General features: G+C 47.3%; 1 protein-coding gene. It reads right to left on the reverse strand.

The genetic code is table 11. The features are described from left to right. A partial coding sequence (nadE, locus tag KDM89_RS20040) for an NAD(+) synthase (protein ID WP_212689635.1) occupies positions 1-410 on the reverse strand: 410 nt, incomplete at both ends.

Here is a 410-nt window from a genome sequence, read left to right on the forward strand (position 1 = left end):
GGGATTACTTCAGAAATCTGATTGCGGTAAGCACAAAGGCGATATACCAGCGTCTTTGCGATATCCTTAATCACGGCAAAACCACCCGCCATATCACCATACAACGTGCAGTATCCGACTGCCATTTCACTCTTATTGCCAGTGGTCAACACTATCGAACCGTATTTATTCGACATGGCCATCAGCAAGGTGCCACGTATGCGCGCCTGAATATTCTCTTCAGTCGTGTCTTCTTTTAATCCCTGAAACTCATGTTGCAAAGTAGCGCGGAAGGCATCAAAACAAGGACTGATAGACAATTCATCATAGCGAACACCAAGGCGCTGCACCATGTCACGTGAATCTGTGAGGGAAATATCTGCTGTGTAAGGTGAAGGCATCATGATCGCGCGTACCTTATCCGCGCCAAG

Source organism: Cognatundibacterium luofuense, assembly GCF_018139685.1.
GTDB lineage: Bacteria > Pseudomonadota > Gammaproteobacteria > Burkholderiales > Burkholderiaceae_D > Undibacterium > Undibacterium luofuense.